Genomic DNA, 25,082 nt, shown 5'->3' on the forward strand with positions numbered 1-25,082 from the left:
GCGACCGGCAAGGGGTCGTCGGCGAACACGGAGGTCTCCCCTGTGATCGAGTTCCGGGGCGTGACCAAGCGCTTCCCCGACGGCACGGTCGCCGTCGACAACCTCGACCTCGTCGTCGAGGCAGGTGGGATCACGGTCTTCGTCGGGCCGTCCGGCTGCGGCAAGACCACGTCGCTGCGGATGATCAACCGCATGATCGAGCCCACGGAGGGCAAGATCACAGTCGACGGGCGCGACGTCGCCGCCACCGATGCCGCGGAGCTGCGCCGCGGCATCGGCTACGTCATCCAGCAGGCGGGCCTGTTCCCGCACCGCACCATCCTCGACAACATCGCCACCGTCCCGCTGCTGCTCGGCTGGAGCAAGGCGAAGGCCCGCTCGCGCGCCGCGGAGCTGATGGAGATCGTCGGCCTCGCGCGCGAGATGGCAGGGCGCTACCCCGCGCAGCTGTCCGGCGGGCAGCAGCAGCGCGTCGGCGTGGCCCGCGCACTGGCCGCCGACCCGCCGATCCTGCTGATGGACGAGCCGTTCAGCGCGGTCGACCCGATCGTGCGCGAGAGCCTGCAGGACGAGCTGCTGCGCCTGCAGTCCGAGCTGGGCAAGACCATCGTGTTCGTCACCCACGACATCGACGAGGCCATCAAGCTGGGCGACAAGGTCGCCGTGCTGCGCGTCGGAGGGGTGCTCGCCCAGTACGACCAGCCCGGCCAGCTGCTCGCCCGCCCGGTCGACGACTTCGTCGACAACTTCGTCGGCCGCGACCGCGGCTACCGCGGCCTCGGCTTCCTGTCGTCCGACGCCGTCCCGATCGGCGAGCTGCCCACCGTCGCGCTGGGCGAGCCGGTGCCAGACGACGACGCATGGGTGCTCGTCGTCGACTCCGAGCAGCACCCGCAGGGGTGGCTCAACGGCGCCGAACGCAACGGCGCCGCCGTCGTCGAGGCCGACCACCTCGTTCCGGGCGGCTCGCTCTACGACATCGGGAGCGGGTCGCTACGCAGCGCGCTCGACGCGGCGCTCTCCTCGCCGTCGGGGGTCGGTGTCGCCATCGACGGCGACGGCGCGGTCGTGGGTTCGGTCACCGCAGGCGACGTCCTCGCGGTCGTGGACGCGGTCCGCGAGCACGAGGCGGCCGCGTGATCTGGAGCTGGATCCCCGGCAACGCCGACCGGATCCTCGCGCTCCTGGTCGAGCACCTGAGGCTGGCGCTGATCCCGATCGTGGCGGGCCTCGTGCTCTCCGTCCCGCTCGGCTGGCTGGCCAACCGGTACCCGCTCGCCAGGGCGATCCTCGTGCCGGCGGCGGGTGTGCTCTACACGATCCCGTCGCTCACGCTGTTCGTCGTGCTGCCCGGCATCCTCGGCACCCGGATCCTGTCCGAGATCAACATCATCGTCGCGCTCACCATCTACACGGTCGCGCTGCTCGTGCGCACCATCGCCGACGCGCTCGCCGCCGTGCCCGGCCTCGTGATCGCGGCGGCCACCGCGATGGGGTACCGGCCGGCGCGCCGGTTCCTCGACATCGAGCTGCCGCTGGCGATCCCGGTGCTCGTCGCAGGCCTGCGGGTCGCCACGGTGTCGAGCATCAGCCTGGTCAGCGTCGGCGCCCTCATCGGGGTCGGCGGGCTGGGCGAGTTCTTCACGGAGGGCTTCCAGCTGCAGTTCCCCACGGAGATCATCGTCGGCGTCGCGCTGATCGTGCTCCTCGCGCTGGCGGGTGATGCCGTGCTGCTCGTGATCGGCCGGATCCTCACGCCCTGGAACCGGCAGGCGGCAGGGGGCGGCACGTGAACCTCTTCGTCCAGGTCGTCGAATGGTTCCTCGACCCGGCGCACTGGTCGGGCACGAGGGGCGTGCCGGCCCGGCTGGCCGACCACCTCGCCTACACCGCGCAGGCCCTCCTCATCGCGGCCGTGATCGCCATCCCGTTGGGGGCCTGGATCGGGCACACCCGGCGCGGCGGGTTCCTCGTCGTCGGCGCGGCCAACGGGCTGCGCGCGCTCCCGGAGCTCGGCCTGCTCACGCTGCTGGTCGGCTTCGTCGGGATCGGCCTGCTGCCGCTCACGATCGCGCTGGTGGTGCTCTCCGTCCCGCCGCTGCTCGCCGGCACCTACGCGGGGGTCCGCAACGCCGACCCCGCCGTCATCGACGCGGCTCGGGGTATGGGCATGCGCGAGCACGAGGTGCTCGCCAAGGTCGAGCTGCCGATCGCCGTCCCGCTGATCATCGGCGGCCTGCGCACCGCCACCCTGCAGGTGATCGCCACCGCCACGATCGGCGCCTACATCGGTCTCAGCGGCCTGGGGCGCTTCCTGCTCGACGGCCTCGCCCGCAACGACTACACCCAGATGGCCGCGGGCGCAGTGCTGGTGGCCGCTCTCGCACTGGTCGTCGAGGGGCTGCTCGGCGCACTGCAAAGATTGATCGTCTCACCGGGTCTGCGCACCGCGCCTGCCCGCGGAAGGGCACCCCGACAGGCCCCCGTCGTCGCCGGAGGAATCGCATCATGAAACGCACGCTCGTAGCGCTGACCGGCCTGCTCGCCCTCGGCCTCACAGCCTGCGGAGGCGGTGGCAACCCGCTCGACAGCGGCGCGCCGGCGGGAGGGCCTCCGGCGGCCGCCGACGTGGTCAAGGTCGGGTCCGCGAACTTCACCGAGAGCCGGCTGCTCGCGGAGATCTACGCCCAGGCGCTCGAGGCCAAGGGCGTCAAGGTGGAGCGCTCCTTCGGGATCGGCAGCCGCGAGGTCTACTTCCCGGCGCTGAAGGACGGCTCGATCGACCTGATCCCCGAGTACACCGGCAACCTCCTGCAGGAGGTCGACGCCCAGGCCACGGCCACGGCGTCCGACCAGGTGTACCAGGAGCTCACGACGAAGCTCCCCGACCCGCTGATCGTGCTGGACCAGTCCAAGGCGGAGGACAAGGACGCGGTCGTCATCACCAAGGAGACGGCGGAGCGGTACAACGCCCGGTCGCTCGACGACCTCGCCCCGCACTGCGGCGAGCTCGTGTTCGGCGGCCCGCCGGAGTTCGCCGAGCGCCCCTACGGCCTGCCCGGCATCGAACGGCTCTACAACTGCAAGTTCGCCGACTTCCGCTCGCTCGACGCGGGCGGCCCCCTCACCGTCGCGGCCCTCACCGACGGCACCATCCAGGCCGCCGACCTGTTCACCACCGACCCCACCATCGCCGACCGCGGCTGGGTGGCGCTCGAGGACCCGAAGAACAACTTCGCGGCCCAGAACGTCGTGCCGCTGGTGAACAAGAACAAGGCGAACGACCAGGTGCGCCAAACCTTGAACTCGATCTCCTCGGCCCTGACCACCGACGCCTTGCTCCAGCTCAACCGCGAGGTCGCCAACGCGGGGGAGAACACGGTGGCGGACGTGGCGAAGAGGTGGCTCACGGCCAACAGCCTCGGGTGAGTGTGCGCGAGTCGGTGGGGGGTCGATCAGAGCTGCACGACCCCTGGCCCAGCTCGTTTCTCGCGGTCTCCCCGCCGGGGTCGGGAACGGCGCGCCAAGCCGAGCCTTGATGATCAGGTCGACACCACGGGTCTCGAATCAAGATCGAAGATCCGAGGCGTCGACCTGATCATGCCCACGCGCCCGTGATCATTGCGACGCGCGGCTCAACGCCCTCACCAGGGCGATCCACCTCATCTCGAACCGATCATGCGGCGTTGATCGCCGTGAGATCACGGTTTGCGCCCTCGCCGGGGCGATCGTCGCCATCTCGGACCGATCACTGGGTGCTGATCCGTCCGGGACCCACGGACCAAGGCGCCGCGTCCACTCGTCAGCGGTACCCCGTCACATCCGCCGGCTTCCCCGCGTCCTGCACCTCCACCACGTAGCGCCAGGCGTCGGGGGTCGAGCCGTCGAGATCGGTGAAGCCGTACTCCTTCGCGAGGCCGCCGCTGGAGAGGCTCTTGCCTTGCCACCGGTCGCGTCCCTGGTCGGCGGCGAGCGCGGCGACGGCGCGGCCGACGAAGCGCGGGGTCTCCGAGATCGCGAAGTGTGGTTCCTTGCTGCACGCGTCGCGCCAGTTCTCCTCGGTCACGCCGTACTCGTGCAGCATGATCTCGGAGCGGAGCCAGCCGGGGGTGATCGCGACGGCGGTGGCGCCGTGCGGGCCGAGCTCGTGCGCCCAGCTGCGCGCGAGCCGGATGGGTGCGACCTTGGCGAGGTCGTAGTAGACGTTGAGCCGGTAGTGGTCGGCGTTGTACTCGGCGGTGCCGTCGGTGACCTCCACGACCAGCCCTCCCCGCCGCTTGATCAGCAGTGGGAACGCGTAGCGGGCCGTCACGAGGTGGGTGTCGATCGCGAGGCGCAGGATCCGCAGGCCGTCGGTGAGGGAGTGCTCCCACACCGGCTTGTCCCACTCCGCGAGGTACTCGCCGCCCCAGATGTCGTTGACCAGCACGTCGAGGCGGCCGTGATCGGCGTCGATGCGGGCCACGAGCCGCTCGACCTGCTCCGGGACGAGGTGGTCGGTGGGCACCGCGATGCCGGTGCCGCCCGCGGCCGTCACGAGGTCGGCGGTGTCCTCGATGGTCTCCGGCCGGTCGTACTCGCTGCGTCTCTCGCGGGTGGTGCGGCCCGTGACGTACACCGTTGCTCCCGCCGCGCCCAGCTCCACGGCGATGCCCCGACCCGCGCCACGCGTCGCCCCCGCCACCAGCGCCACTCGGCCGGTGAGCGGCCGCTCCGTTCCTGTCATGAGGAGATCGTCGAGCACAACCATGACAGATCTCGTCAGGTTTGGCTCGGTCCCACCCGAGCCGCACGTCTCGTGTGCGCGAACCGCAGCGATCGGACGGCGGACCGGGTCACCAGTGCCGCGATCAGTGCGGTCGCCGTGAGCACGACGGCCGTCGCGGGGTTGGCGGCGAACAGCTCGCCGGCCGCGTGGGGTTTCAGCAGGTTCATGACGAGGGACATGCCGCCGCAGCCGGCGACGCCGAGTGCGGCCACGAGACCGCTCAGCGTCGTGACCCACCGGGGCAGCGGACCGTCCCGGAACGTGGCCAGCAGCAGGACGAGCGCGGCAACGGTGATCAGCACGGTCAGGACGTCCACGGCGCGAGCCAGCGAGCCGACCATGGGGGACGGGGGCGACTGCCAGGCCTGGCCCGTCATCCACAGCGCATCCCAGGCGAGCAGCAAGGCGGGGAACGCCACGACGACCAGTTGGGCCGTGCGCCGCCCCTGCCGCGCGGTGAGCTCCTCCTGCAGCAGCGGGGCCACCTCGTGCACCGACCCGAACTCCCGGACGGCTTCGGCGGCCGCCCGTTGGGGCTCGAGCCCGCGATCCTGGTGGCAGGCGACGGCGTCGGCGAGGCCGTGGCGCACCTCGGCGATCATGCTGCGCTTCAGGGCGGCCGGCCCGTGCAGGGCGCGGTCGAGCTCGGCGACGTGGGCGCCGACGGGATCGGTCACGGCGGTCACGGCGTGCCTGCCGCAGGCCGCAGGACCGCGTCGACGACGGCGCTGAACTCGCTCCAGTCGGCGCGCTGGCCGGCGAGGGCGTGCCGGCCGGCCCTGGTGAGCGTGTACGTGCGCCGCTCCCGTCCGCCCACGGTGCTCCACGCGCCCGACAGCAGCGCGGCCCGCTCCAGGCGGCGCAGCGCGGGGTAGACGGTGCCGGTCGGCAGGTCGAGCCGGCCGCCGCTGCGGGCCTGCAGCGCTTCGATGATCGCGTAGCCGTGCCGGGGGCCGTCCTCGAGCACCGCGAGGATCAGCCCGTCGAGGTGGCCGCGAACGGCGTCGGGCTTCATGTACAGGGATCCTACTTATCGGGGGCGCTCGCACATCAGGTGCTGGATCAGGGAAATCCCGGATATATAAGTAGGCTGTCTACCTATAGTGTCCCGGCCGTGGAGACCCTTGTACGCCCGACGGCCGCTCCGGGCAGGCGACCGCGGGCATCGCTCTGGACGCTGCGGTTCCTGCTCACCGCGCACCTGGTCGCCGTGCTCGCCCAGCCGGTGCTCGCCGGCCTCTTCCTCACCGGCGACGTCGACGCGATCGAGGTGCACGGCCTCGTCGGGTCGCTGCTGGCGCTGGTCGCGATGAGCCTGGTGGCAGGCGCCCTCGCGTATGTCGTCGGTGGGCGTGGACGGCTGTGGGTGCTGCCGGTGACCGTGCTGCTGTTCCTCGCAGAGGGCTACCAGATCGGGGTGGGCCACTCCCGCGCGCTGGAGGTGCACGTCCCGCTCGGCGTCGCGATCGTGGTGGTCGCGGTGCTGCTCGCCGCGTGGGTCTGGACCCCCTCGGCGGCTCGCCCCCGGGGTGCGCGATGAACCTGACGCGGCGCGGGTTCCTCGGGCTGCTGGGCGGGGCGGCTGCGCTCGCAGCGCTCCCGGCCTGCGGGTCGGGGGTGGCGGTGGGTTCCACCGGGGAGGTGCTGGCCAGCGCGTGGCCGCTGCCGGAGCCGTTCCGGGTGCCGTTGCCCGTGCCGCCGGTTGCACGCCCGGTCGGCACGGACGCGTCCGGGGCGCAGCTCTACCGCGTGACCCAGCGCGTGGCCGACGCGGAGATCCTGCCCGGGATGCGGACCCCGATCCTGGGCTACGACGGGATCTTCCCCGGGCCGACGTTCGAGACCCGCCGCGGGCAGCCGGTGGTGGTGCGCCACCGCAACGAGCTGCCGGTGCCGACCGTGGTGCACCTGCACGGCGGGCACACGCCCGCCGAGTCCGACGGATGGCCCCTGGACCTCGTGCTGCCGGTGGGCGACACGGCCGGCTGGAGCCATCACGGCATGGTCGGCGACCTCGCTGCGGGCGAGCGGGAGCACCGCTACCCGAACGACCAGCGAGCCGGCACGCTCTGGTACCACGAGCACCGGATGGACTTCACCGGCCCGGCCGTCTACCGCGGGCTGGCCGGCTTCCACATCGTGCGCGACGACGTCGAGGACGCCCTGCCGCTGCCCCGCGACCGGCGGGAGCTGCCGCTGATGATCTGCGACCGGTCGTTCGCCGCCGACGGCTCGTTCGCCTACCCGGGCCTCGACCAGGGCATGCGGACGCTCCCCGGCGTGGAGGACGACTGGATGGAGGGCGTGCTGGGGGACGTCGTGCTCGTCAACGGGGTGCCCTGGCCCGTGCACGAGGTCGACGCGGCCCGCTACCGGCTGCGGCTGCTGAACGCCTCGAACGCCCGCCGCTACCGGCTCGCGCTCACCGTGCCGGGCGGGCCGGACCTGCCGATGGTCCAGATCGGGTCGGACGGCGGGCTGCTGGCGGCTCCGGTGGAGCACGACGCGATCGAGATCTCCTCGGGGGAGCGGTTCGACGTGGTCGTGGACTTCTCGCTGCTGCCGGTCGGCACCGAGGTGACGATGGTCAACGGGCTCGACGCAGGCCGGGCGGGGGACGTGATGCGGTTCCGGGTGGTGCGCAAGGCCACGGACGACAGCCGCGTGCCCGAGCGGCTCGCCGAGTTCGAGCCCCTCGTCCCGCCGCCCGGCGCGCCGCAGCGCGTCTTCCGCTTCGCGCGCGGCGGTGTCGGCGACCACCGCGGCTGGACGATCAACGGCACCTCGTTCGACCCGGACACGTCGCTCGCCGACATCCGGCTCGGTGAGACCGAGGTGTGGCGCTTCGTCACCGACGTGCACCACCCCGTCCACGTGCACCTCGACGCCTTCCAGGTGCTGCGTCGCAACGGCCGGGACCCGGGCGAGTACGACGCGGGCTGGAAGGACACCGTGGACGTCCGTCCGGCCGAGGTCGTGGACGTGGCGGTGCGGTTCTCGGACTACGCGGGCCGGTTCGTCCTCCACTGCCACAACCTCGAGCACGAGGACATGGCGATGATGGGGACGGTCAGGACGGTGTGAGCGGCCGGCGTCCGGCGGCGAGGAACAGCGGTATCGCGACGAGCGCCCGATCGCGGTCGGCCCGGCTGCGCTGGTCGTCGAGCCACGTCTCGGCCTGCGCCTCGCTCACCACACCGGCGCGCACCGCGCCCGTCGCCAGGCGGCTGGCCATGAACAGCGCCAGTTCCGGATCGGTGAGGACGGCCGTGTGCACCTCGCAGGAGACACCGTCGAAGCCGGTGTCCAGCAGCAGGTTGCGGTAGCGGCGGGCCACCCGGCCGTTGACCATCTCGTCGGCGCTGGCGGTCACCATCACCCCGGTGAGCGCCGGGTCGTCGGAGTCGATCGCGATCAGCTCCCAGTCCTGACCGACGAGGACGATCCGCCCGCCGGGAGCGAGCACCCGGAGCGCCTCGGCGCACGCTTTGTCCGGGTCGTCGAGCGCGTGGTAGAGCTTCTCGGCCCGGTATCCGTCGAGGCTCTCGTCGGCGAACGGCAGCTGTTGCGCGTCCCCCACCTCGAACCGGCGGTCCGGATGGAGCTCGCGCGCGAAGGCGACGGCTTCCGGGGCGGCGTCGATGCCGACGGCGTCCGCTCCGAGTTCGGCGAGCTCGCCGACGGCCGTGCCGGCGCCGCAGCCGACGTCCACCACCCGGCTGCCGCGCTCGATCTGCAGCAGTCCGTAGGACCGGCGGCGCAGCTGCAGGGAGTCGGGTCGCCGGTCGAAGGCGAGCAGGGTCTCGAGGAAGGCCTTGTCCATGGACCCGACCCTGCCTTTTCATGTTGACGTGAAGTCAAGCTCCGAGCAGATCGAGATGACGATCGGCGAGGTGGCCGATCGGTTCGGGCTCGCCACGCACGTCCTGAGGCACTGGGAGGCGGTCGGGCTCATCGCGCCTGCGCGCCGCGTGAGCGGGCGACGCCGGTACGGCCGGGACGCGCTGGCGCGGGTGGCGTTCATCCAGCAGTGCAAGGAGCTCGGGTTCGGGCTGGAGCAGGTGCGAGCGATGCTGGACACCACCGACCCCGCCGCGCGCAAGGAGGTGCTGGCCCGGCACGACGCCGAGCTGAAGCGCCGCATCGAGTCGGCGGTCGCCGCGCGAGAGCTGATCGCCCACGGGCTGAGGTGCCCGGCGCCCGACTTCATCGAGTGCCCGAACTTCCTCGCGGGTATCGAGGCCCGGATCCCGCCGGCCCGCGAGCGGTGAGCGTGGGCAACGTCCGCGGGCTCGACCTGCACCTGGACGTCGGGCCAGTGCGCGGGCGCGGCCGCGCCCTGGAGGACGCGCTGCGCGACGCGGTGCGCTCGGGCCGCCTCACCCCTGGCACCCGCCTGCCGGGCACGCGCAGCCTCGCGGCCGATCTCGGCCTGTCCCGCGGCACGGTCGTGCAGGCGTTCAGCCAGCTCGTGGCCGAGGGCTGGCTCGTCGGCGTGGCGGGATCGGGCACGGTCGTCGGCACCGTCCCGTCCGGTTCCGTCACGCCCGAACCGGACGGCCGGCCCGTCCCGGCCGGCACCCGTGCCGGCATCGACCTGCGCCCGGGCCGTCCCGACCTCAGCGCGTTCCCCCGCACGCCGTGGGCCGGGGCCGTCCGGCGGGCGCTCGCCGGGAGTGCAGCGTCGCTGGACTACGTCGAACCCGGCGGCCTTCCGGAGCTGCGGGCCGCGGTCGCCGAGCACGTCGCGCGCACCCGCGGGGTGCGGGCGGACGGGAACGCCGTCGTCGTGACGGCGGGGTTCACGCAGGGGCTGGCGTTGCTCGCCCGAGCCGTCCACCGGCTGGGCATGCGGCACGCCGGGGCCGAGGACCCGGGATTCGCGCGCCACCGCGAAGTGCTGACCGCCGCCGGGCTGACCCCGGTGGCCCTGCCGGTGGACGACGCGGGCGCCGACGCGGCCGCTCTGCCGGAGGATCCGGCGCTCGCACTGCTCACACCCGCCCACCAGCACCCGTACGGCGTGGTGCTGGCGCCCGCGCGCCGGGCCGCGGTGGTCGAGTGGGCCCGCCGCTGCGACGGGTTCGTCGTCGAGGACGACTACGACGGCGAGTTCCGGTACGACCGGCAGCCGGTCGGGGCGATGCAGCCGCTCGACCCGGACCGCGTCGTGTTCGCCGGCAGCGTGAGCAAGACGCTCGCGCCGGGCATGCGGCTGGGCTGGCTGGTGGTGCCGCGGGCGCTGCGGGCACCCCTGGAGGCCGAGATGAGGGCGCTCGGCGCGTGGGTTCCCGCCATCGACCAGCTCGCGCTCGCCGACCTGCTCAGGCGCGGTGAGTACGACCGGCACGTGCGCCGGATGCGGCTGGCCTACCGGGGGCGTCGGCAGGAGCTCGGTGCCCGGCTCGCGGCGATCGGCGCGCCACCGCCCGCCGGGGTGGCGGCCGGGCTGCACGCGTTGCTCCCGGTGGGGTCCGCCGAGCGGGAGCGGCGGACGGTGGACGCCGCCGAGCGGGCCGGTGTGCGCCTGCACGGCCTGCACACCGGCGGCTATTGGCACCGGCCTGCCCCGGACCGGCCCGGGGCGTTGGTGATCGGCTACGCCACGCCGCCCGGGCACGCGTGGCGCCGGGCGCTCGACGCCCTCACCGAGCTGCTGCGGTGAGGGCGAACCCGCGGCGCCACGACCGGTGCTGCGGCGTCCAGCCGAGCTGTTCGCGGGAACGCCGGTTGTCGGCACCGCGGGCCCACTCCCGCCGCGGGGCGTCCGAAACCGGTGGGGGCGCTGCTCCTACCGAGGCGCAGAAGGCCGGCACCCAGTCACGGGCGGCCGCCGGCTCGTCGTCGCAGACGTTCACCGCGCCGGACGGCCACCCGAGCGCGGCCACCGCGGCCGCGGCTGCGTCGTCCACGTGCAGGAAGCTCGTCACGTCGCCGTCCGCGACGAGGCGGCCGGCCCGCGCGTCGGCGGCGCGCAGGCCGTCGGGGGCGAACCACGTGTCCGGCCCGTAGAACATCCCGTAGCGCAGCACCACCCACGCCGGCGCCTCGCGCACCGCGGCCTCGAGCGCGGCGACGCCGCGGACGGACGTGGCACGGGGCTCGGGGGCGTCGAGGTCCAGCGGGGTGTCCTCGTCGGCGGGGCCGTCCCCGCCCGCGTAGGCCCATGCGATGCTCTGCGCGACGATCCGGCGGGCGCCCGCGGCGAGCGCGGCGTCGACGAGGTGCCGGGTGCCGGACATCCGCAGCTCTGCGTTGGCGGCGAGGTCGGCCCCGCCGAGGTCGGTGAGCTGGTGCACCACCACCTCCGGCGCGGTGTCGCGGATCGTGGCCGCGAGCGCGGCGGCGTCCCGCACGTCGACGACCGCCGGGTGTGCTCCCGCCGCACGCAGCGCGGGGACGCGGTCCGGCCTGCGGGTGAGCGCGACGACGTGGTGGCCGCGCTCGACCAGCAGCGGGACGAGCCGCCTGCCCACGACGCCGGTCGATCCGGCCAGCAGGATGCGCGTCATGCCCGCACCGCCCGCGGGGCGCGCAGGTGGCGGCGCTCGGCGAGCTCGGCCTCGTCGACGAGGGTGAGCATCGGCGCGCTCGGGGCGTGCACCATCACCACCACGAAGCGGCTCCACGCATCGGGCAGCGCGTTCCCGGCCTGGTAGTGGATCACGTCGCCGCCGGGCTCCCAGAACGCCTCACCCGCGCGGATCACGCGCTCCGGCTCGCCTTCCAGCTCCCAGACGATCGCGCCCTCCGTGACGTAGCCGTACACGGGGCCGGAGTGGCGGTGGGGCGGCGTGCCCGGGTCGCCGGGCGGCACCTCGACGGTGGCCGTCATGACCTGGGCGTCGTCGGGGAGCGCAGGCAGGGGCTGGTGGGCGAGGGAGGTGAAGATGGAGTTCGAGGACTGCACGGTAGCGACGCTAGCGACGAACCGGTCCAGTCACCTGGACCGGTTCGGAGTGGATCTGCTGTACCGGTTACGCGTTCAGCTGGGCCTCGATGGCCGCGATCACCTTGGGGTCGTCCGGCGTGGTCATCGGCCGGAACCGGGCGACCACCCGGCCGTCGGCGGACAGGAGGAACTTCTCGAAGTTCCACTGCACGTCGCCCGCCTCCCCGGTGTCGTCGGGGGTCTCGGTCAGCGCCTGGTAGAGCGGGTGCCGGCCAGGCCCGTTGACGTCGACCTTCTCGGTCATCGGGAAGCTGACTCCGTAGGTGGTGGAGCAGAAGGTCTGGATCTCCTCGGCCGACCCCGGCTCCTGGTCGCCGAACTGGTTGCACGGCACGCCGACCACGGTGAAGCCGCGTGACCCGTACTTCTGCTGCAGCTCCTCCAGCGCGGTGTACTGCGGCGTGAGCCCGCACCGGGAGGCCACGTTGACGACGAGGGCGGCCTTGCCGTCGCGCAGCTGCTCGAGCGTGGTGGGCCGGCCGTCCAAGGTATTGATCTCAGGCACGGTTCCAGGCTACGCACGGGGGAGTTCAGGCAGGTCACCCTCACGAGGCCTTCGGTGGCGCCGCGCATTGTGGGGTCGCGCAAGTGCTGCGGGACTGTGGCGTTCAGCGCTGGCGAACCAAACCGTCGACCGCGGCCTTCGTGTTCTCGTCGAAGACCATGTCGGGATGAGCCATCTGAACATGCATCTCGACGTGCCGGTCCAGTTCCTCTCTGGTCTCGGCGGCGAACTCGCCCGGACAGTCAGCTCCGCTGTCTGCGCACCGAATCGTGTAAGCCATGACCTGCTCCTTCGATCGGAAGGCTGCCCAGGCTCCTCCTCCGCAGCGGCCGTAAACAGCACCACCTGGGTGCCGACCACCCGCTTGCCGAGCTGGATCACGTCGGCGGATCACGGCGCCGGGGCCGGCAGCCCTTCCACGATCGCCACGGCCGAGTTGCTGAAGCGCTTCCGGATCTCGGCCACCTCCTGGTACTCCGGCGAGTGGTAGAAGGCGAGGGCGGCCTCGTAGCTCGGGAACTCCACCACGACGAACCGGGGCAGCCACTCGCCCTCGAGCGGAGTGGCCTCGCCGCCGCGCGCGAGGTAGCGCGCACCGTGCTCGGCGAGGAGGACCTGGGCCTTCTCCTTGTACTCCTCGTACCCCTCGGGATCGGTCACCTCGCCGTGCAGGATGAGGTAGCCGGGCAATGAGACCTCCAGGACGTCAGGAGAGGGCGGGGATGACCGCCGCTCCGTAGGCATCGATCGTCGCCTCGCGGGCGTCGTGCATGGCGTAGATCGCGAACTGGTCCACGCCGAGCCCCTTCAGCTCGGCGAGCCGTTCCAGCTGCGCGGACGGCGGCCCGAGCAGGCAGAACCGCTCGACGACCTCGTCGGGCACGAAGTCGGTCGACCGGTTGCCGGCGCGGCCGTGGTGGCTGTAGTCGTAGCCCTCGCGGCCCTTGATGTAGCCGGTCAGCGCCGCGGGCACGGCCGCCGACGTCTCGCCGTAGCGCGTGACGAGGTCGGCGACGTGGTTGCCGACCATCCCGCCGAACCAGCGGCACTGGTCGCGGGCGTGACCGAGGTCGTCACCGACGTACGCGGGCGCGGCCACGCAGACCGTGATCGCCGCGGGGTCCCGGCCGGCCGCCTCCGCGGCGGCGCGGACGGTCTTGACCGTCCACTCCACGAGGTAGGGGTCGGCGAGCTGCAGGATGAACCCGTCGGCAGCGCGCCCGACGAGGTCGAGCGCCTTCGGCCCGTACCCGGCCATCCACACCGGGAGCTTCGCGCCGTCGGCGATCCACGGGATCTGCACCGTCGTGCCGTGCAGCTCGACGGCGCGGCCCTCCGCGAGCTCGCGGATGACGTGGATCGACTCCTCCAGCCGGGCCAGCGTGGTGGGCGGACGGCCCTGGACGCGCACCGCGGAGTCGCCGCGGCCGATGCCGCAGATGGTGCGGTTGCCGAACTGCTCGTTCAGCGTTGCGTGCAGCGACGCGATGACGGTCCAGTCCCGGGTGGCCGGGTTGGTCACCATCGGCCCGACGATCATCCGCTGCGTCCGCTCCAGGATCCGCGGGTAGATGACGTAGGGCTCCTGCCAGAGCACGTGCGAGTCGAACGTCCAGCCGTGGCTGAACCCCAGCTCCTCGGCCCGCACCATGAGGTCGACGACGGTCTGCGCCGGCGGGTCGGTCTGCAGGACCAGGCCTATGTCCATTGCGCCTCCGCTCCGCTTCGGCGGGCTCGGACGCATGCCGCCCGCACCGTCGCGGTCATCGCAGGTACTGGCAGGTCTCGCGGCGCACGAACCGGCCGTGGCCGGGTGCGCCGAGGTACTCGCCCTTGTCGACGACCACGCGGCCTCGGGAGAGCACCGTCTCCGCCTTACCGGTGATCGTGCGGCCCTCGTAGCAGGAGTAGTCGACGTTCATGTGGTGCGTCTCCGCGGAGAGCACCTGCTGCGCGTTCGGGTCGTAGACCACGATGTCAGCGTCAGCTCCGGGGGCGATCGTGCCCTTGCGCGGGTAGAGCCCGAACATCTTCGCCGGGGTGGCGCAGGCGATCTCGATCCAGCGCTTGCGACCGATGTGCCCGTCCAGCACGGCCTGGTGCAGCAGGTCCATCCGCGTCTCGACGCCCGGGAGCCCGTTCGGGATCTTGGAGAAGTCGCCGATCCCGAGCTCCTTCTGGTCCTTGAAGCAGAACGGGCAGTGGTCGGTGGAGACCACCGACAGGTCGTCGGTGCGCAGCCCGCGCCACAGCGCCGCCTGGTGCTCGACGGGGCGGAGCGGCGTGGAGCAGACGTACTTCGCGCCCTCGAAGCCGGGCCGCGCGAGGTCGTCGACGTCGAGGAACAGGTACTGCGGGCAGGTCTCGGCGAACGCGTTGTGGCCCTCGTCGCGCGCCCGGGACACCTCGGCGAGGGCCTCGGCGGCGGACAGGTGCACGATGTAGATCGGCGCGCCCGCCACCTGCGCGAGCCGGATGGCGCGGTGCGTCGCCTCGGCCTCGAGGAGCGCGTGCCGCACGACCCCGTGGTACTTCGGGTCGGTGTTGCCGCGCTCCAGTGCCTGCGCCACGAGCACGTCGATCGCGATGCCGTTCTCGGCGTGCATCATGATCAGCCCGCCGGTCTCGGCGCCCTTCTGCAGCGCGCGCAGGATCTTGCCGTCGTCGGAGTAGAAGACGCCGGGGTAGGCCATGAACAGCTTGAAGCTGGTGATGCCCTCGCCGACGAGGCCCTCCATCTCCTTGAGGGAGCCCTCGTTGACGTCCGCCATGATCATGTGGAACGCGTAGTCGATGGCGCAGTTGCCCTCGGCCTTGGCGTGCCAGGCGTCCAGGCCCTCGCGCAGCGGCCCGCCCATCGACTGCACCGCGAAGTCGACGATCGTGGTGGTGCCGCCCCACGCCGCCGCGCGCGTGCCCGTCTCGAACGTGTCGGACGCGAACGTGCCGCCGAACGGCAGCTCCATGTGCGTGTGGGCGTCCACGCCGCCGGGGATGACGTACTTGCCGGCGGCGTCGATGACGGTGTCGGCCGTCCAGCCCTGCGCGAACGCCGGGTCGGCCAGCGCCACCACCTTCTCGTCCTCGATCAGGACGTCCACCGCGCTCTCGTCGGAGGCGGTGATCACGAGGCCGCCCCGGATCAGCGTGCGGGTCATGGCGTGACCTCCTCGATCGCGGCCACCAGGATGGCGAGGCCTTCTGCGGCCTCCTCGGCGGTGAGGGTGAGCAGCGGGGCGATCCGCAGCGCGTTCCCGTACAGCCCGCCCTTGCCGATCAGCAGCCCGCGCCGCTTGCACGCCTCGAGCACAGCGGCGGCGAGCTCAGGGGCCGGCTCGCCCGGTGTGCCCGTCCCCGGTCGCACCAGCTCGATCCCGAGCATCAGGCCCTTGCCGCGGACGTCGCCCACGATCGGCGAGTCGACCGCGCGGAGGCCGTCGAACAGCGTCGGCCCGTGCCGGGCCGCATTGGCCTGCAGGTCGTGGTCGAGCACGTAGCGCAGGTTGGCCAGGGCACCGGCGGAGGTCAGCGGCGAGCCGCCGAACGTCGAGATGGAGTTGGCGGTGAGGCAGTCCATCACCTCGGCCCTGGCGATCACCCCGCCCATCGACAGCCCGTTCCCGATGCCCTTCGCGAACGTGACGATGTCGGGTGTGGCGCCGTGGGACTGCCAGCCCCAGAAGTGCTCGCCGGTGCGGCCCCACCCGGTCTGCACCTCGTCGGAGATCCACAGGATGCCGCGCTCGCGCAGCACCTCGGCGAACGCACCCAGCAGCCCGTCCGGGCCCGATGTGAAGCCGCCGACGCCCTGGATCGGCTCGGCGATCAGCGCGGCGACGTCCCCACCGGCCTGGTCGAGCACCTCCTTCAGGTCGGCGACGCACGCGGCGATGAACTCGCCGTCCGACAGGTGCGCGAACGGCGACCGGTACCGCTGCCCGCCGTGGACGTAGTAGACCTGGAACGGCGACAGCGAGGTGGGCGACCAGGTCCGGTTCCCGGTGATCGCCACCGTCGAGAACGACCGCCCGTGGTAGCTGTTGCGCATCGCCAGGATCTGGTTGGACCGGCGCAGCGAGCTGGCCAGCAGCAGCGCGGTGTCGTTGGCCTCGGTGCCGCTGGTGGTCAGGAAGACCTTGGCGTCGGGGATGCCGGAGACCGCGGCGATCTGCTCGGCCAGCTCCACCATCGGCCGGTTCAGGTAGAGGGTGGAGCTGTGGATGATCCGCCCGGCCTGGTCGCTGACGGCCTTCGTCACCTCGGGCAGCGCGTGTGCGGTCATCGTGGTGAGGATGCCGCCGAAGAAGTCCAGGTACCGGTTGCCGTCGGCGTCCCAGACGTAGCGGCCCTCGCCGCGCTCGATCTCGATCGGCTCCTGGTAGTAGATCGCCAGCCAGGACGGGAGGACGGCGCGCGTGCGCGCCAGCAGGTCGGTCATGCCTCCACCAGCGGTCCGTATGCGTCGGGTCGGCGGTCGCGGTAGAACGCCCAGTTCTGGCGCACCTCGTCGATCAACCCGAGATCCAGGTCGCGCACCACCAGCTCCTCGTCGCGGTCGGAGGCCACATCGCCGACGAACTGCCCCCGCGGGTCGACGAAGTAGCTGCTGCCGTAGAAGTCGTTGTCGCCGTACTCCTCCACGCCGACGCGGTTGATCGCCGCGATGAAGTACTCGTTGGCGACGGCGGCCGCAGGCTGCTCCAGCTTCCACAGGTACGACGACAGGCTGCGGCTGGTGGCGCTCGGGTTGTAGACGATCTGCGCCCCGGCCAGCCCCAGCGCGCGCCACCCCTCCGGGAAGTGCCGGTCGTAGCAGATGTACACGCCGACCCGGCCGACGGCGGTGTCGAACACCGGCCATCCGAGGTTGCCGGGCCGGAAGTAGTACTTCTCCCAGAAGCCCTTGACCTGCGGGATGTGGTGCTTGCGGTACTTGCCGAGGTAGCTGCCGTCGGCGTCGATCACGGCGGCGGTGTTGTAGTAGTTGCCGGAGCTCTCGATCTCGAACACCGGCACGACGAGCACCATGCCGAGCTCCTTGGCCAGCGCCTGCATGCGCTGCACCGTGGGCCCGTCCGGCACCGGCTCGGCCCATCCGTAGTGCTCGGCCTCCTGCACCTGGCAGAAGTACGGCGCGTTGAAGACCTCCTGGAAGCCCATGATCTGCGCGCCCTGCTCGGCGGCCGACCGCGCGTACTTCTCGTGCACCTCGATCATCGAGGCGGTGTCACCAGTCCACTTCGCCTGCACCAGCGCTGCGCGCACCACCCGGGACTCTCCCGCCATCGTCAGACCTCCGACGTCCTCGCCCAGAAGGGGACACCTTCGAACGCCGACGGGTCCGCTCGCAAGACCCAATCCGGCACGGTGAGCAGCCCGTCACGCACTTGTGCCACCGACGACATGGTTGCCACCGGAGGCCCGCATATGGTCCGCTCGAGCCGTAGGGATCGGGGGCGAGATGGCGCTCACAGGATGGGTGGCCGGCACGTTCGCGGTCGTCTGCCTCGGCGTCGGCCTGCTGCACCTGCTTCGGGCGGCCCTGCTGCGCCTGGACGTCGCAGGGGAGCTCTCGCACGCCGCGATGGGCCTCGGCATGGCCGCCATGTTCTCGCCGCTCGGCAACCCGGTACCCGGTCCGGTGTGGACCGTCGTGTTCGCGCTCGCCATGGCCTGGTTCGGCGGCGTCGTGGTGCGCAGCAGGACCTTCGGCGGCGACGCGGGCCACCACGCCGTCGGCAGCGGCGCGATGCTGCTCATGCTGGCCGCAGGCCACAGCGCGCACGGCCGCGGGGCGGCGGGCACGCTCGGGGCGGTGTCCGTGGCCGCGCTCGCGCTCACCGGCTACTTCGCCTGGCACGCCCTGCGCTGCGCCGACAGCTGCCGCCGCCCCGAACCGACTCCCGGCGCGGTGGCCGTGCGGACAGGCGTGCTGGAGGCACCGCACGTCGCGGCGGCCGCACAGCTGGTGTCGGCGGCGACGATGTCGGTGATGTTGCTGGGGATGGTCTGACCCCTGGTGTCAGCAAAGCCACTTTCAGGACGTGAGGTGACAGGAAAGTGGCTTTGCTGACATCAAGAGGGGGAGGGGGCGGGGTCCTTGATGGCCGCCGCCGGGAGGCGGCGCTCCAACAGCAGCATCCCGCCGATGCTCGCGATGTTCAGCAGACCAAGCGCGATCCAGGGGGCCGCCGTGGCCAGCTCGAAGAGGGTGGCGAAGAACGCGGGCGCGATGATCGACGAGATCGTGAACGAGTACTGGAACGTGGCGAGGTAGCGGCCGCGGGCCGCGGGTGGGGCGGCCGCTGCGGCCAGGCTCATCGACACCGGGGCGTGCACGAGCTCGGCCACCGTGAAGAGCAGGGTGCCGCCGATCAGCACCGGTAGTACCCATTCCGGCTGCCCGGGCACCAGCACGGCGAGGGAGACGCACCACGCCGCCCACAGCACGGCGGCGGTGACGATGCTGCGCGTCCGGCGGAACCCGGTGAGCCGGGCGACGACCGGCGCGGACAGGACGGCGATCAGCACCGCGTTGCCCGCGAGCAGCGCCGACGTCAGCCAGGCGGGTCCCTGGATGCCGATCAGGATCACCGTGGGGAGCGCGACGCCGAGCATCATGCTGGACAGCGCGTAGACGGAGTTGAGCGCGATCAGGCCGAGGAACGGCCGGTCGCGCAGCAGCGTGGCGTAGCCGGAGTGCTCGAGCGGTTCGTGCGCGTGGCCGGGCCCGGTGCGGACGAACGCCGTGATGAGCACGGCCGCTGCCGTGAAGCACGCGGCCGCGGCGCACGCGACGGCCCGGTAGGTGGCCTCCCTGCCGTCGGTGACGACGATCCCCGTGACGAGCCCACCGGCCGCGAGCCCGGCGGTCCGGGCGCCGTTGGCGAACGCGTACCAGGTGTCGCGGGAGAGCGTCGAGGTGCTGCCGTCGACGAAGTCGGCGATCGCGGTGAACACGGCCGACCAGAAGAAGCGAACCCCGATCGCGACGAGCGCGGACGACACGAGGATCCCGACCGGGCCGCTCACCCACGCGTACATCAGGAAGCCGACGGCCTGCAGCAGCTGCGCGCCGACCACGAGGGGTAGCGCCCCGAACCTGTCGGCGAGCGTGCCAACCCAGATCGGGATCGGCAGCGTCACCGCGTTCGCGATGGTGAGCAGCACCCCGACCAGCGCCAACGGCACGTCGGTCAGCTCGACGAAATAGACGAGAGACAGGGGGAGGAAGAGCCCGTTGCCGAGCGAGTCGACGGCGAGCGCCCCGATCAGCACCGCCCCACCCCGGCTGCCGCGCACGTCCCCGTCCCCCACGGCGGCCGAGCGTAGAGCCGTCCGAAAAATCGGGAAAGCGAGTAGCGAGCCGCATGCAACGGGTAGCCGTATCGCGGCTAGATTCGCACCGTACGACTGGGGTCCGGGCACGACGGGGAGTTGCGGAAATGGCGAGCATCGAAGAGGTCAGAGCCGGCATCGCGCTGGCCAACGACAAGGCCTCGGAGAGCCTCGGGGCGCTGCAGCAGGCGCATTCCTCCCTCGAGCAGGCGCAGGGGGCGTTGCAGCGCGTGACGGAGGGCAGCACACAGGCCGACGTCTCCGAGGCGAACGGGCTGCTCGCCCAGGCCGTCAGCAGCATCGGTGAGGTGCAGAACCAGGTCCAGGCTGCGATCCAGGCGTCCGAAGGCGTCGCCAACCGGCTGTGAGTGATTTAGGGGAGGTGCGTGCCGTGCTGGCAGGGGTGGCCGAGCAGCTCGGCAGCGCCTACCAGCACGCGGGGATCGCGCGCGACCGGATCGCCGACGCCGTCGCCGTGCTCGACGGGCTGGGCGAGCAGCACTCAGAGCCGCTCGTGCCCCCCGAGCTGCTGCAGGCGGCGGAGGAGCTGGAGCGCGGCCTTGGGCTGATCACCGGTGGTGCCAACGCCGTTGCCGACATCGACGCGCGGTTGTAGGCGGACATGGCACGCGGGCCCAGCAAGCGGCGGCAGCGGATCGCCACGGCGTTCGACGCGCTGTGCGTCGCGATCGCGCGCGCGCTCGGCGCCGCGGAGGGCGCGCGCGAGGCCGCGGTGCGCGCGCACGCGGAGGCGATGGTCGAGATGTGGCTGCGCGAGGAGGGCCTCGACGCGGCCGAGTCCGATCCCGGCCTGCGCAGGATCCTCGCGAACCGCGACCTGGGCCGGCCGATCAAGCGGGTGGAGTTCGACCGGAAGGCAGCGTTCCGGGACTGGCTCGCGACCGGGCCCGGGCGGCTCACGCAGATCCTCGCCGAGGCGGCGCCCGGTGCCGCGGGCGGTGATCCGGACGAGTGGCTCGGCCAGGTCGGCAAGATCGAGGGCTCCGGTCCCGTGCCGTCGCTGTGGACGATCGGCACCGGGCGGGTCGGCGGTGCCGAGCCGGGGTTCCCGGTAGCGGTTCCCCTGCTCGACGAGTCGCACCTGCAGATCACGTCCACGCACGACAGCCGCGTCCGGGCCGAGGCGCTGGTGGAGAACCTGCTGCTGCGGGTGATGAGCAGCTTCCGGCCCGGGGTGGTGCAGCTGCACGTCTGGGACGTCGGCCGGTTCACCGGGTCGCTGCCCGGCCTCTACCCGCTCACCCGCACCGGGCTGCTCACCGTGCACGACCCGGGGATGCTCGAGGAGCTGCTGGAGGAGCTGTCGGACCGGATCCGCCGTGTCCACACGCGCGTCCTCGTCGACGGGCACCCGTCGTTGCGGGTGATGGCCGAGACGGTCGGCGGCCGCACCGAGCCGTGGGTCGTCGCGGTGCTGCTGGGCAACCGGTCGGCGCTGAAGGACGCCGAGCACCGCCAGCTGCAGCGGGTGGCGCGCGACGGGCTGGCGTGCGGGATCCAGCTGGTGCTGCTGGACGTGCCGCTGACGGTCAACGCGCCGATCGAGACGATCCGCCTCGCCGACAGCGGTATCGCCACGTCGTCGATGACGGGCCAGTACGTCGCGGTGGAACCGGACCCCCCGCTGCCGCAGTCCGAGGTCACCCGCGCCGCGCATGCCATCGCCGACGAGCACGAGCGCTGGCGCAGCCGGATCGGCACGTTCGCCGACCTGCTCCCGCCGCGGGACAAGTGGGGCGAGTCCCGGTCGGTCAGCGGGCTGCACGCGCCCGTGGGGTTCACCGACGGACTGCCTTCGCAGGTCGCGCTGGCCGACGCCTCACCGCACGCTCTGATCGGCGGCCCGAGCGGCTCCGGGAAGACCAACCTGCTGCTCACCATGATCAGTTCGATGGCGGCCCGCTACGGCCCGGACGAGCTGGAGTTCTACCTCCTCGACTTCAAGGAGGGCGTCTCGTTCGCCCAGTTCGCCCCCGGGCGGCGGGACAAGACGTGGCTGCCGCACGCACGGCTGATCGGCGTCAACATCAACACCGACCGCGAGTTCGGCCTCGCGCTCCTGCAGTTCCTCTCCGACGAGATGCGTCGCCGCGCGGAGGCGGCCAAGGCGCACGAGGTCACCAAGCTGGAGGAGCTGCGCCGCGAGGACCCCGACGGCCGGTGGCCGCGGATCGTCGCCGTGATCGACGAGTTCCAGTACCTGTTCGCCGAGCGTGACGCCGTCACGCGCCAGGCCACCCTCCTGCTGGAGGACGTGGCGCGGCGCGGGCGGTCCCAGGGCATCCACCTGGTGCTGGCCAGCCAGGACGTGTCTGGCATCGAAGCGTTCTGGGGGCGTCCGGCGATCTTCGAGCAGTTCGTGCTGCGGATCGCGCTGCCGCGCGCGCGGCGGGTGCTCGCCGAGCTGAACGACGCAACGCTCGGCCTCCCGCGCTGGCACGCGGTGATCAACCACGAGTCGGGCATCACGCACGGCAACGAGGTGGTGCGCATCCCGGACGCCACCGGCAAGGGCTCGGTCGACGAGGTGCAGCGGATCCTCCACGATTCCTACGCCGAGGGGCGCCGCGAGCCGCGGCTGTTCGACGGCAGCCGCTCGCCGCACCTGTCCGAGCTGCTCGCCGTCCTGCCCGCGCGCAACGCCCCGCACGCGCTCGTGGGGCAGTGCATCGAAGTGGCGGGCAGCGCCGCCGCGGTCGCGCTCCCGGACGCGCCGGGGCGCAACCTCGGCGTGCTGGCGTCCGGCCTGCGGGAGGCCGTGCAGGTGCTGGGCGCGGCCGCCGCGTCGCTGGCCGGGCAGCACGTGCGCGACACGCTCGACGTCGTGATCGCCCCGCTGATCGCCGAGGCGACCGAACCGGCGGAACGGCTCGCCGAGCGGGTCGCAGGCGCGGGTCAGCGCGTCGAGACGGTCCGGCTGGACGGCTTCCGCGCTCGCGTCGAGGCGCTGGCGCAGGAGGTGACCGAGCGACTGGCCGGCACCGCGTCCCGCCACCCCGTGGCGCTCGTGCTCTACGCCGCCGACGCCGCGGAGACCGCGCTCGACCGGGCCGGCACCGAGGCGCTGCGCAAGATCCTGCACTTCGGTCCGGAGACCGGGGTGCACGTGCTCGGCTGGTGGCGCAGCCCGGCGCGGCTGAAAGCGCTGCTCATGATGGGCGCATCGCCCGACGACCTCGGCGCGTGGGTGGCCCTCGACGTCCAGGGCTCGGAGGTGCAGCCACTGGTGCCCGGGATGTTCGTCACGTGGTCGCCGCGTCCCGGGCGGGGCCTGTTGTTCGACCGGGCGCAGCACACCCAGCCGGTGGTGGTCATCGTGCCGTCGTTGGAGGACCGATGAGTGCGGCGCGGGAGTACAAGGAGGTCGTCGCCGAGATCGCGGCGGCGGCGGAGGCGCTTCGCGAGCGTGATCGCGAGCGTGCCGCCGAGCTGAACCGCGAGCTGGTCGGGCTCGGCGAGGCCATGGCCCACGCGGAGGAGCGCGCCGGTCTGACTCGGCTCGGCGTCGAGCTGCACTGGGAGGCCGCGCTCGAGGCCCTCTGGGTGGAGTCGTGGATGAAGCTGCGGCCCCGCCCCGGCCCCGACCGGCGCGCCGACCCGTCGGCCATCGACGAGCTGGACGCCGAGGTGGAGGCGCGGGCGGCCGCGCTGCTGGAGGCCACCCGCCGCTTCTGGGGCCTGCCGCGCCGCTGAGCGCGGCTCAGTGCGATACGGGCAAGCACTCCTCGAGCAGGCCGACGACGTCGCGCCAGGCCCGCTGGGCGTGCCGCGGGTGGTGCCCGACGCCGGGGAGCAGGGTCTGGTGCCGCGTCATCGGGTGGTGGAAGGCGTGCAGCGCGCCGCCGTACACCACGAGGCGCCAGTCGACGCCGGCAGCCTGCATCTCGGCGGCGAACGCGTCCCGTTGCGCGGGCGGCTGGATGGGGTCCTCCGACCCGACCCCGGCCCACACCGGGCAGCGGATGCGCGCCGCCTCGCCCGGCCGGCCCGTGAACAGCCCGTTGACCGTCCCGATCGCGCGCAGATCGACGCCGTCCCGCCCGAGCTCCACCGCGATCGCACCCCCGGTGCCGTAGCCGATGGCGGCGATCCGATCCGGGTCGGTGCGTGGCTCGGCGCGCAGCACGTCGAGCGCCGCGTGGCCGATGCCCCGCATCCGGTCGGGATCGGCGAGCAGCGGCATGCACCGCGCCAGCATCTCCTCCGGGTCGGTGAACCAGCGCCCGCCGTGGATGTCGAAGGCCAGCGCCACGTACCCCAGCTCGGCGAGTGCGTCGGCCCGCCCGCGCTGGACGTCGTCGAGCCCCGGCCCCTCCGGCCCGAGCAGCACTGCGGGCCTGCGGCCGACACCGGTGGGGAGCGCGAGGTGCCCGACCATCGTCAGGCCGTCGGCCGGGTACTCGACCGTGCGCGTCGTGACCGTCGTCATGAGGCCGACGGTAGTGATCGTCGAGCCCGGCCGGGCCCGTGTTCACGGCAGGCGGAACAGTGCACGGTCGGTCCGGGCGGCACGCGGTGTTCACCAGCTGATGCCGGCCGCCACCGGCCGGTGGTCGCTGCCGGTGGCCGGCAGCACCCACGAGCTCTCCGGCACCACGCCGCGGACCAGGATCTGGTCGATCCGCGCCACCGGGAACGCCGCAGGCCAGGTGAAGCCGAAGCCGTTGCCGGCCGCGTCCTGGGCCGAGCGCAGCTGTGAGGTGATGTCGTCGAACGCGCGGTCGTCCATGGTGCCGTTCAGGTCGCCGAGCAGCACCACCCGCTCGTTCTCCTCGGCGGCGACGGCCCTGGCGAGCGCGTGCGCGCCTGCGTCCCGGTCGGCCGTCCAGAAGCCCGCCCTGGGGAACACCCGTACGGACCCCAGGTGGGCCACGTACACCGCCAGCGGCCCCTGGTCGGTGGCCACCGTTGTGCGCAACGCCCGGGTGGAGTCCATCCCGATGTCAACCGGCCGGGTGTCCGACAGCGGCAGCTTGCTCCACAGCCCGACCGTGCCCTGCACCACGTGGTGCGGGTACGCCTTCGCCAGCGCCTTCTCGTACGTGCGCCGGGCCTGCGGGGTCAGCTCCACGAGCGCCAGCACGTCCGCCCCGGAGGCGGCCAGGTCGCGGGCGGTGCCGGCCGGGTCGGGGTTGTCGGCGCCCACGTTGTGGCCGGCCACGATGAGGTCGTGACCCGGGTGCGACTTGTCGGGGAGCAGCCCGCCGAAGAGGCCGAGCCACACCACCACCGGCAGCAGCAGCGCGACCACCGCGGAGGTGGAGCGGCGCAGGAGCGCCCCGGCCAGCAGCACCGGGATGAACAGGCCGAACCACGGCAGGAAGGTCTCCACCAGGCTGCCGAGGTTCCCGATCCGGTTCGGGATCTTCCCGTGCACCAGCATGAACAGTCCCAGCAGCAGTGCCAGCGCCGCGAGCACCGGGCCGCGCCTCCACGGCCCCCGGCCGGGATCGCCGTACCGACCGCGGCCTCCGGTAGGCGCATGTCGAACCGCGTGC

The 25,082-nt window shown here is 72.6% G+C and carries 29 protein-coding genes; 13 read left to right on the forward strand and 16 right to left on the reverse strand.

Annotated elements, in window-relative coordinates; all coding sequences use genetic code 11:
- Window positions 1–42 precede the first annotated feature (42 nt).
- The 4 genes from FB388_RS00520 to FB388_RS00535 are packed head-to-tail and all read left to right on the forward strand — an operon-like array spanning window position 43 to window position 3,429.
- The gene (locus FB388_RS00520; RefSeq protein WP_142095521.1) at window positions 43–1,140 is read left to right on the forward strand and encodes an ABC transporter ATP-binding protein; all 1,098 of its coding nucleotides are present in this window, start codon (window positions 43–45) and stop codon (window positions 1,138–1,140) included.
- The gene (locus FB388_RS00525; RefSeq protein WP_211361701.1) at window positions 1,137–1,793 is read left to right on the forward strand and encodes an ABC transporter permease; all 657 of its coding nucleotides are present in this window, start codon (window positions 1,137–1,139) and stop codon (window positions 1,791–1,793) included. Before FB388_RS00520 ends, FB388_RS00525 begins: the two co-directional genes overlap by 4 nt.
- A complete protein-coding gene (locus tag FB388_RS00530) occupies window positions 1,790–2,512 on the forward strand; it encodes an ABC transporter permease (RefSeq protein WP_142095523.1) in 723 nt (240 codons plus the stop codon). The genes FB388_RS00525 and FB388_RS00530 overlap by 4 nt, the downstream gene beginning before the upstream one ends.
- Window positions 2,509–3,429 carry an ABC transporter substrate-binding protein gene (locus tag FB388_RS00535; protein WP_142095525.1) on the forward strand — a complete coding sequence of 307 codons (921 nt, stop codon included), beginning with the start codon at window positions 2,509–2,511 and terminating at the stop codon, window positions 3,427–3,429. The genes FB388_RS00530 and FB388_RS00535 overlap by 4 nt, the downstream gene beginning before the upstream one ends.
- Before the next feature lie 373 nt (window positions 3,430–3,802).
- On the opposite strand, the gene FB388_RS00540 is transcribed toward FB388_RS00535, so the two are convergent.
- From FB388_RS00540 to FB388_RS00550, 3 genes are read right to left on the reverse strand one after another with little or no spacing between them, the layout of a single operon-like run.
- Window positions 3,803–4,726: an SDR family oxidoreductase gene (locus FB388_RS00540; protein ID WP_142095527.1), complete on the reverse strand. Its 924-nt coding sequence runs from the start codon at window positions 4,724–4,726 to the stop codon at window positions 3,803–3,805.
- A gap of 35 nt (window positions 4,727–4,761) precedes the next feature.
- Window positions 4,762–5,445 (reverse strand): permease prefix domain 1-containing protein, encoded by a 684-nt coding sequence (locus FB388_RS00545; protein WP_142095529.1) that lies wholly within the window; start codon window positions 5,443–5,445, stop codon window positions 4,762–4,764.
- A 5-nt stretch (window positions 5,446–5,450) separates the two neighbouring features.
- Window positions 5,451–5,783, reverse strand: a complete 333-nt coding sequence (locus tag FB388_RS00550; RefSeq protein ID WP_142095531.1) for a PadR family transcriptional regulator — start codon at window positions 5,781–5,783, stop codon at window positions 5,451–5,453.
- A 99-nt stretch (window positions 5,784–5,882) separates the two neighbouring features.
- Between FB388_RS00550 and FB388_RS00555 the strand changes: the two genes are divergently transcribed.
- Both FB388_RS00555 and FB388_RS00560 read left to right on the forward strand, forming a co-directional pair.
- The gene (locus FB388_RS00555; protein ID WP_142095533.1) at window positions 5,883–6,308 is read left to right on the forward strand and encodes a hypothetical protein; all 426 of its coding nucleotides are present in this window, start codon (window positions 5,883–5,885) and stop codon (window positions 6,306–6,308) included.
- Window positions 6,305–7,852, forward strand: a complete 1,548-nt coding sequence (locus tag FB388_RS00560) for a multicopper oxidase family protein (protein WP_142095535.1) — start codon at window positions 6,305–6,307, stop codon at window positions 7,850–7,852. The genes FB388_RS00555 and FB388_RS00560 overlap by 4 nt, the downstream gene beginning before the upstream one ends.
- Here the strand turns inward: FB388_RS00560 and FB388_RS00565 are convergent.
- Complete coding sequence (locus tag FB388_RS00565; protein WP_142095537.1) at window positions 7,839–8,591, reverse strand: methyltransferase domain-containing protein; 753 nt, start codon at window positions 8,589–8,591, stop codon at window positions 7,839–7,841. The two genes, FB388_RS00560 and FB388_RS00565, sit on opposite strands and share 14 nt — an antisense overlap.
- A 28-nt stretch (window positions 8,592–8,619) precedes the next feature.
- On the opposite strand from FB388_RS00565, the gene FB388_RS00570 reads away from it, so the two are divergent.
- Window positions 8,620–9,039 carry a MerR family transcriptional regulator gene (locus tag FB388_RS00570; protein ID WP_142095538.1) on the forward strand — a complete coding sequence of 140 codons (420 nt, stop codon included), beginning with the start codon at window positions 8,620–8,622 and terminating at the stop codon, window positions 9,037–9,039.
- A 2-nt stretch (window positions 9,040–9,041) separates the two neighbouring features.
- Window positions 9,042–10,433, forward strand: a complete 1,392-nt coding sequence (pdxR, locus tag FB388_RS00575) for a MocR-like pyridoxine biosynthesis transcription factor PdxR (RefSeq protein ID WP_246121425.1) — start codon at window positions 9,042–9,044, stop codon at window positions 10,431–10,433.
- Here the strand turns inward: pdxR and FB388_RS00580 are convergent.
- The 9 genes from FB388_RS00580 to FB388_RS00620 form a co-directional block, all read right to left on the reverse strand.
- Window positions 10,414–11,280 (reverse strand): NAD-dependent epimerase/dehydratase family protein, encoded by an 867-nt coding sequence (locus FB388_RS00580; protein ID WP_142095542.1) that lies wholly within the window; start codon window positions 11,278–11,280, stop codon window positions 10,414–10,416. The genes pdxR and FB388_RS00580 overlap by 20 nt on opposite strands.
- Complete coding sequence (locus FB388_RS00585; protein ID WP_246121427.1) at window positions 11,277–11,678, reverse strand: cupin domain-containing protein; 402 nt, start codon at window positions 11,676–11,678, stop codon at window positions 11,277–11,279. The genes FB388_RS00580 and FB388_RS00585 overlap by 4 nt, the downstream gene beginning before the upstream one ends.
- A 67-nt stretch (window positions 11,679–11,745) precedes the next feature.
- Window positions 11,746–12,225, reverse strand: a complete 480-nt coding sequence (locus FB388_RS00590; RefSeq protein WP_142095544.1) for a glutathione peroxidase — start codon at window positions 12,223–12,225, stop codon at window positions 11,746–11,748.
- Window positions 12,226–12,328: 103 nt separating this feature from the next.
- Window positions 12,329–12,505 carry a DUF1059 domain-containing protein gene (locus tag FB388_RS00595; RefSeq protein ID WP_142095546.1) on the reverse strand — a complete coding sequence of 59 codons (177 nt, stop codon included), beginning with the start codon at window positions 12,503–12,505 and terminating at the stop codon, window positions 12,329–12,331.
- A gap of 110 nt (window positions 12,506–12,615) precedes the next feature.
- Complete coding sequence (locus tag FB388_RS00600) at window positions 12,616–12,915, reverse strand: DUF1330 domain-containing protein (protein ID WP_142095548.1); 300 nt, start codon at window positions 12,913–12,915, stop codon at window positions 12,616–12,618.
- A gap of 16 nt (window positions 12,916–12,931) precedes the next feature.
- Window positions 12,932–13,933, reverse strand: a complete 1,002-nt coding sequence (locus FB388_RS00605; protein ID WP_142095550.1) for a TIGR03842 family LLM class F420-dependent oxidoreductase — start codon at window positions 13,931–13,933, stop codon at window positions 12,932–12,934.
- 55 nt (window positions 13,934–13,988) lie between these two features.
- Window positions 13,989–15,383 (reverse strand): dihydropyrimidinase, encoded by a 1,395-nt coding sequence (gene hydA, locus FB388_RS00610; RefSeq protein ID WP_142095552.1) that lies wholly within the window; start codon window positions 15,381–15,383, stop codon window positions 13,989–13,991.
- The gene (locus FB388_RS00615) at window positions 15,380–16,663 is read right to left on the reverse strand and encodes an aspartate aminotransferase family protein (protein ID WP_142095554.1); all 1,284 of its coding nucleotides are present in this window, start codon (window positions 16,661–16,663) and stop codon (window positions 15,380–15,382) included. Before FB388_RS00615 ends, hydA begins: the two co-directional genes overlap by 4 nt.
- Complete coding sequence (locus FB388_RS00620; RefSeq protein ID WP_142095556.1) at window positions 16,660–17,511, reverse strand: nitrilase-related carbon-nitrogen hydrolase; 852 nt, start codon at window positions 17,509–17,511, stop codon at window positions 16,660–16,662. The genes FB388_RS00615 and FB388_RS00620 overlap by 4 nt, the downstream gene beginning before the upstream one ends.
- 175 nt (window positions 17,512–17,686) lie before the next feature.
- On the opposite strand from FB388_RS00620, the gene FB388_RS00625 reads away from it, so the two are divergent.
- A complete protein-coding gene (locus FB388_RS00625; protein ID WP_142095558.1) occupies window positions 17,687–18,238 on the forward strand; it encodes a DUF5134 domain-containing protein in 552 nt (183 codons plus the stop codon).
- Between the two features lie 62 nt (window positions 18,239–18,300).
- On the opposite strand, the gene FB388_RS00630 is transcribed toward FB388_RS00625, so the two are convergent.
- Entirely contained in the window at window positions 18,301–19,542 is a 1,242-nt protein-coding gene (locus FB388_RS00630; RefSeq protein WP_246121429.1) for an MFS transporter, read from the reverse strand.
- A gap of 128 nt (window positions 19,543–19,670) precedes the next feature.
- Here FB388_RS00630 and FB388_RS00635 point away from each other — a divergent pair, with 128 nt between their 5' ends.
- The 4 genes from FB388_RS00635 to FB388_RS00650 are packed head-to-tail and all read left to right on the forward strand — an operon-like array spanning window position 19,671 to window position 23,277.
- Window positions 19,671–19,931: a hypothetical protein gene (locus FB388_RS00635; protein WP_142095560.1), complete on the forward strand. Its 261-nt coding sequence runs from the start codon at window positions 19,671–19,673 to the stop codon at window positions 19,929–19,931.
- 23 nt (window positions 19,932–19,954) lie between these two features.
- Window positions 19,955–20,179 (forward strand): hypothetical protein, encoded by a 225-nt coding sequence (locus tag FB388_RS00640; protein ID WP_142095562.1) that lies wholly within the window; start codon window positions 19,955–19,957, stop codon window positions 20,177–20,179.
- Window positions 20,180–20,185: 6 nt separating this feature from the next.
- On the forward strand, window positions 20,186–22,924 hold the full coding sequence (locus FB388_RS00645; protein WP_142095564.1) for an FtsK/SpoIIIE domain-containing protein: 2,739 nt from the start codon (window positions 20,186–20,188) through the stop codon (window positions 22,922–22,924).
- Window positions 22,921–23,277, forward strand: a complete 357-nt coding sequence (locus FB388_RS00650; RefSeq protein ID WP_142095566.1) for a hypothetical protein — start codon at window positions 22,921–22,923, stop codon at window positions 23,275–23,277. The genes FB388_RS00645 and FB388_RS00650 overlap by 4 nt, the downstream gene beginning before the upstream one ends.
- Before the next feature lie 7 nt (window positions 23,278–23,284).
- On the opposite strand, the gene FB388_RS00655 is transcribed toward FB388_RS00650, so the two are convergent.
- Window positions 23,285–24,013, reverse strand: a complete 729-nt coding sequence (locus tag FB388_RS00655) for a dienelactone hydrolase family protein (protein WP_142095568.1) — start codon at window positions 24,011–24,013, stop codon at window positions 23,285–23,287.
- Between the two features lie 90 nt (window positions 24,014–24,103).
- On the reverse strand, window positions 24,104–25,003 hold the full coding sequence (locus tag FB388_RS00660; RefSeq protein WP_246121432.1) for an endonuclease/exonuclease/phosphatase family protein: 900 nt from the start codon (window positions 25,001–25,003) through the stop codon (window positions 24,104–24,106).
- Window positions 25,004–25,082 lie beyond the last annotated feature (79 nt).

The sequence above is a fragment of the Pseudonocardia cypriaca genome (assembly GCF_006717045.1).
Classification (GTDB): domain Bacteria; phylum Actinomycetota; class Actinomycetes; order Mycobacteriales; family Pseudonocardiaceae; genus Pseudonocardia; species Pseudonocardia cypriaca.

Bases quoted from the DNA above. Each gene is read 5' to 3' on its own strand.
- FB388_RS00580 (WP_142095542.1), bottom strand. From the start codon at position 11,280: ATGACGCGCATCCTGCTGGCCGGATCGACCGGCGTCGTGGGCAGGCGG.
- FB388_RS00565 (WP_142095537.1), bottom strand. From the start codon at position 8,591: ATGGACAAGGCCTTCCTCGAGACCCTGCTCGCCTTCGACCGGCGACCC.
- FB388_RS00615 (WP_142095554.1), bottom strand. From the start codon at position 16,663: ATGACCGACCTGCTGGCGCGCACGCGCGCCGTCCTCCCGTCCTGGCTG.
- FB388_RS00635 (WP_142095560.1), top strand. From the start codon at position 19,671: ATGGCGAGCATCGAAGAGGTCAGAGCCGGCATCGCGCTGGCCAACGAC.
- FB388_RS00605 (WP_142095550.1), bottom strand. From the start codon at position 13,933: ATGGACATAGGCCTGGTCCTGCAGACCGACCCGCCGGCGCAGACCGTC.
- FB388_RS00620 (WP_142095556.1), bottom strand. From the start codon at position 17,511: ATGGCGGGAGAGTCCCGGGTGGTGCGCGCAGCGCTGGTGCAGGCGAAG.
- FB388_RS00595 (WP_142095546.1), bottom strand. From the start codon at position 12,505: ATGGCTTACACGATTCGGTGCGCAGACAGCGGAGCTGACTGTCCGGGC.
- FB388_RS00650 (WP_142095566.1), top strand. From the start codon at position 22,921: ATGAGTGCGGCGCGGGAGTACAAGGAGGTCGTCGCCGAGATCGCGGCG.
- FB388_RS00655 (WP_142095568.1), bottom strand. From the start codon at position 24,013: ATGACGACGGTCACGACGCGCACGGTCGAGTACCCGGCCGACGGCCTG.
- FB388_RS00540 (WP_142095527.1), bottom strand. From the start codon at position 4,726: ATGACAGGAACGGAGCGGCCGCTCACCGGCCGAGTGGCGCTGGTGGCG.
- FB388_RS00560 (WP_142095535.1), top strand. From the start codon at position 6,305: ATGAACCTGACGCGGCGCGGGTTCCTCGGGCTGCTGGGCGGGGCGGCT.
- FB388_RS00550 (WP_142095531.1), bottom strand. From the start codon at position 5,783: ATGAAGCCCGACGCCGTTCGCGGCCACCTCGACGGGCTGATCCTCGCG.
- hydA (WP_142095552.1), bottom strand. From the start codon at position 15,383: ATGACCCGCACGCTGATCCGGGGCGGCCTCGTGATCACCGCCTCCGAC.
- FB388_RS00625 (WP_142095558.1), top strand. From the start codon at position 17,687: ATGGCGCTCACAGGATGGGTGGCCGGCACGTTCGCGGTCGTCTGCCTC.
- FB388_RS00645 (WP_142095564.1), top strand. From the start codon at position 20,186: ATGGCACGCGGGCCCAGCAAGCGGCGGCAGCGGATCGCCACGGCGTTC.
- FB388_RS00535 (WP_142095525.1), top strand. From the start codon at position 2,509: ATGAAACGCACGCTCGTAGCGCTGACCGGCCTGCTCGCCCTCGGCCTC.